Consider the following 3,043-nt stretch of genomic DNA (forward strand, 5'->3'; position numbering starts at 1 on the left):
ATCTCCTGCATCCGGCAGAGATAGCGGTCATAGCAGTCGCCGTTGACGCCCAGTGGGATGTCGAAGTCGAGCTCGCTGTAGCACTCATAGGGCTGGCTGCGACGCAGGTCCCACGCGATGCCTGAGCCGCGGACCATCACGCCCGAAAAGCCCCAGGCCATGGCCTGCTCGCGGCTGACCACGCCGATGTCGACATTGCGCTGCTTGAAGATGCGATTGCCGGTGATCAGCTTGTCGATGTCGCCCAACGGCTTGTGGAAGGCCTTGGCCCAGGCCTCGATGTCGTCGATCAGGGCTTCGGGCAGGTCCTGGTGAACACCGCCCGGACGGAAGAAGTTGGCGTGAAGGCGGGCGCCCGAGGCCCGCTCGTAGAACACCATCAGCTTCTCGCGCTCCTCGAAGCCCCAGAGCGGCGGCGTCAGGGCGCCGACGTCCATGGCCTGGGTCGTCACGTTCAGGAGGTGGTTCAGGATGCGGCCGATCTCGCAGAAGAGGACACGGATCAACTGACCCCGGATCGGGACCTCAATCCCCGCCAGGCGCTCGATGGCCAGGCAGAAGGCGTGCTCCTGGTTCATCGGCGCCACATAGTCGAGGCGGTCGAAATAGGGCACGTTCTGGAGGTAGGTCCGGGCCTCCATCAGCTTTTCGGTGCCGCGGTGAAGGAGGCCGATGTGCGGGTCGACCCGCTCCACCACCTCGCCATCCAGCTCGAGCACCAGACGCAGAACGCCGTGCGCCGCCGGGTGCTGGGGCCCGAAGTTGATGTTGAACTTGCGGACGGGTGTTTCCGGAAGAACGGGGGTTTGCGGGGGGGCGGAGCCCGCGGCGAGATCGTCGGCCATCAGCGCGCCTCCCCCTTCTCGTCGCCCGGCAGGACGTAGCTGGCCCCTTCCCAGGGCGACATGAAGTCCCAGTTCCGATACTCGACGGATTTCACGGGCTCGTAGACCACGCGCTTGAGCTCGTCGTCGTAACGCAGCTCGACATAGCCGCTCATCGGGAAGTCCTTGCGGAGCGGATGCCCGTGGAAGCCATAGTCCGTGAGGATGCGGCGAAGGTCCGGATGTCCGGAGAAGAAGACCCCGTACATGTCGAAGGCCTCGCGCTCGAACCAGTTGGCGCAGGGATAGACCCCGGTGACGGAGGGTACGGCGGTGTCCTCGTCTGTCCGGACACGCACCCGCAGGCGCTGGTTCCGCGTGAAGGAGAGAAGCTGGTAGACGACGTCGAAGCGCTGGGCGCGCTCGGGATGGTCGACCCCGGTCAGGTCGGTGAGCTGCTGAAAGGCGAAGCGGTCGCGCAGCAGGGTCAGGATTTCGGCGATGCGCCCCGCCGGGGCGTCAAGGGTCAGGTCGCCATGGGCGGTGGACGCCGTCACGCCGGAGCCCGCAGCGGCGACAATCTCCGCCCCGAGGCCCTGGAGAGTATCTTCTGCGACGGGCCAGCTCATCTCTCGATGGTCCCAGTGCGACGGATCTTCTTCTGCAACTGAAGGACCCCGTAGACCAGGGCCTCGGCGGTGGGCGGGCAGCCGGGGACGTAGATGTCCACGGGCACGATGCGGTCGCAGCCGCGGACCACCGAATAGCTGAAATAGTAGTAGCCCCCGCCGTTGGCGCAGGAGCCCATGGAGATGACGTAGCGGGGCTCCGGCATCTGGTCGTAGACCTTGCGCAGGGCCGGGGCCATCTTGTTGCAGAGCGTGCCGGCCACGATCATCACGTCCGACTGGCGCGGGCTGGCCCGGGGGGCGAACCCATACCGCTCCAGGTCATAGCGCGGCATGGAGGCGTGCATCATCTCCACGGCGCAGCAGGCCAGGCCGAAGGTCATCCACATCAGCGAGCCGGTGCGGGCCCAGGTGATGAGGTCGTCGGCGGCGGCCGTGACGAACCCCTTGTCGGCGAGCTGCTGAGAGACCCCGTCGAAATAGGGATCATGCAGCTTGGGGTCATAGCCCTCGACGGTGGACCGGGCGCCCGATCCGGCCGGAACGATCAATCCCATTCCAGGGCCCCCTTCTTCCATTCGTAGATGAAGCCGACGGTCAGGACCCCGAGGAAGGTCATCATCGACCAGAAGGCGAACACCGCCTGATCGTGCGGCAGCTTCATGAGCGACACCGCCCAGGGGAAGAGGAAGGCCACTTCCAGGTCGAAGATGATGAAGAGGATCGACACCAGGTAGAACCGGACGTCGAACTTCATGCGGGCGTCGTCGAAGGCGTTGAAGCCGCACTCGTAGGTGGACAGCTTCTCCGGGTCCGGAGCCTTGGGCGCCAGGACAGCCGAGGCCAGGATGAAGATAATCCCGATCGCCGAGGAAATCCCCAGGAAGATCGCGATCGGCAGGTACTCGAGAAGAAAGGCGTCCATGGATTCCCCAGCCAGAGTCGCGGGACCTTCTAGACCAGCCTTGCGCCGGGTTCAAACCTCGGTTTGCCCCTGAGGGCAGGCTCAGTCCCCATCCCGGACCGGCCGGAGATCAACGCAGATTCCCTACCGCACCGCTAACGCCTCAAGGACGGTTGACACGATTCCGGCCCGGACCTATCAGACGCGCCTTGCGCGGATGCGCAATCGAGTGCGGATGTAGCTCAGTTGGTTAGAGCGCCGGCCTGTCACGCCGGAGGTCGCGGGTTCGAGCCCCGTCATTCGCGCCACCTTCCCCCACCCCTCCATCCGGGTCACCCGCCGCGTCAGCCTTCACGCATGTCCTTGAGGGCGCGCGACCAGCGGACCAGGGCGTCCAGGGTGACCTTCGCCGCCAGGTTGTGCGCATCGGTGGGGATGAAACCCTTCTCGGAGTCCAGGTGCTCGCCCACCATCGGGATGGCCACACCCTCGACGAGCGGCATGATCTGGACCGTGGTCAGCATCTGCTTCGCCGCCTGGACCGCCCGCACCCCGCCCGACTGGCCGCCATAGCTGACGAAGGCGGCGGGTTTTCCGTTCCATTCCGCGTAGAGGTAGTCCACCGCGTTCACGAAGGCGGGCGGCGGCATGAAGTTGTACTCTGGCATGACGAAGACGTAGGCGTC

5 protein-coding genes and 1 tRNA gene are annotated in these 3,043 nt (G+C 65.5%); 1 reads left to right on the plus strand and 5 read right to left on the minus strand.

From position 1 onward, the window contains the following. The 4 genes from IM632_RS06350 to IM632_RS06365 all read right to left on the minus strand — a co-directional run. Window positions 1-845: NADH-quinone oxidoreductase subunit D (locus IM632_RS06350; protein ID WP_296552135.1), on the minus strand; the 845-nt coding region annotated here is incomplete at its 3' end. Continuing rightward, complete coding sequence (locus tag IM632_RS06355; protein WP_296498946.1) at window positions 845-1,453, minus strand: NADH-quinone oxidoreductase subunit C; 609 nt, start codon at window positions 1,451-1,453, stop codon at window positions 845-847. The genes IM632_RS06350 and IM632_RS06355, both read right to left, overlap by 1 nt. Beyond that, complete coding sequence (locus IM632_RS06360) at window positions 1,450-2,031, minus strand: NADH-quinone oxidoreductase subunit B family protein (protein ID WP_296482091.1); 582 nt, start codon at window positions 2,029-2,031, stop codon at window positions 1,450-1,452. Before IM632_RS06360 ends, IM632_RS06355 begins: the two co-directional genes overlap by 4 nt. Further along, window positions 2,001-2,378 carry an NADH-quinone oxidoreductase subunit A gene (locus IM632_RS06365; RefSeq protein WP_296498948.1) on the minus strand — a complete coding sequence of 126 codons (378 nt, stop codon included), beginning with the start codon at window positions 2,376-2,378 and terminating at the stop codon, window positions 2,001-2,003. The genes IM632_RS06360 and IM632_RS06365 overlap by 31 nt, the downstream gene beginning before the upstream one ends. Before the next feature lie 210 nt (window positions 2,379-2,588). Here IM632_RS06365 and IM632_RS06370 point away from each other — a divergent pair. After that, window positions 2,589-2,665, plus strand: a tRNA-Asp gene (locus tag IM632_RS06370). A 36-nt stretch (window positions 2,666-2,701) separates the two neighbouring features. Here the strand turns inward: IM632_RS06370 and IM632_RS06375 are convergent. Beyond that, window positions 2,702-3,043, minus strand: a 342-nt coding sequence (locus tag IM632_RS06375; RefSeq protein WP_296552136.1) for an NAD(P)H-dependent oxidoreductase, incomplete at its 5' end; no start/stop codon positions are given.

The organism is Phenylobacterium sp., from assembly GCF_020402505.1.
Lineage (GTDB): Bacteria > Pseudomonadota > Alphaproteobacteria > Caulobacterales > Caulobacteraceae > Phenylobacterium.

Coding starts and splice junctions, on each gene's coding strand:
- IM632_RS06355 (WP_296498946.1), bottom strand. CDS start 1,453: ATGAGCTGGCCCGTCGCAGAAGATACTCTCCAGGGCCTCGGGGCGGAG.
- IM632_RS06360 (WP_296482091.1), bottom strand. CDS start 2,031: ATGGAAGAAGGGGGCCCTGGAATGGGATTGATCGTTCCGGCCGGATCG.
- IM632_RS06365 (WP_296498948.1), bottom strand. CDS start 2,378: ATGGACGCCTTTCTTCTCGAGTACCTGCCGATCGCGATCTTCCTGGGG.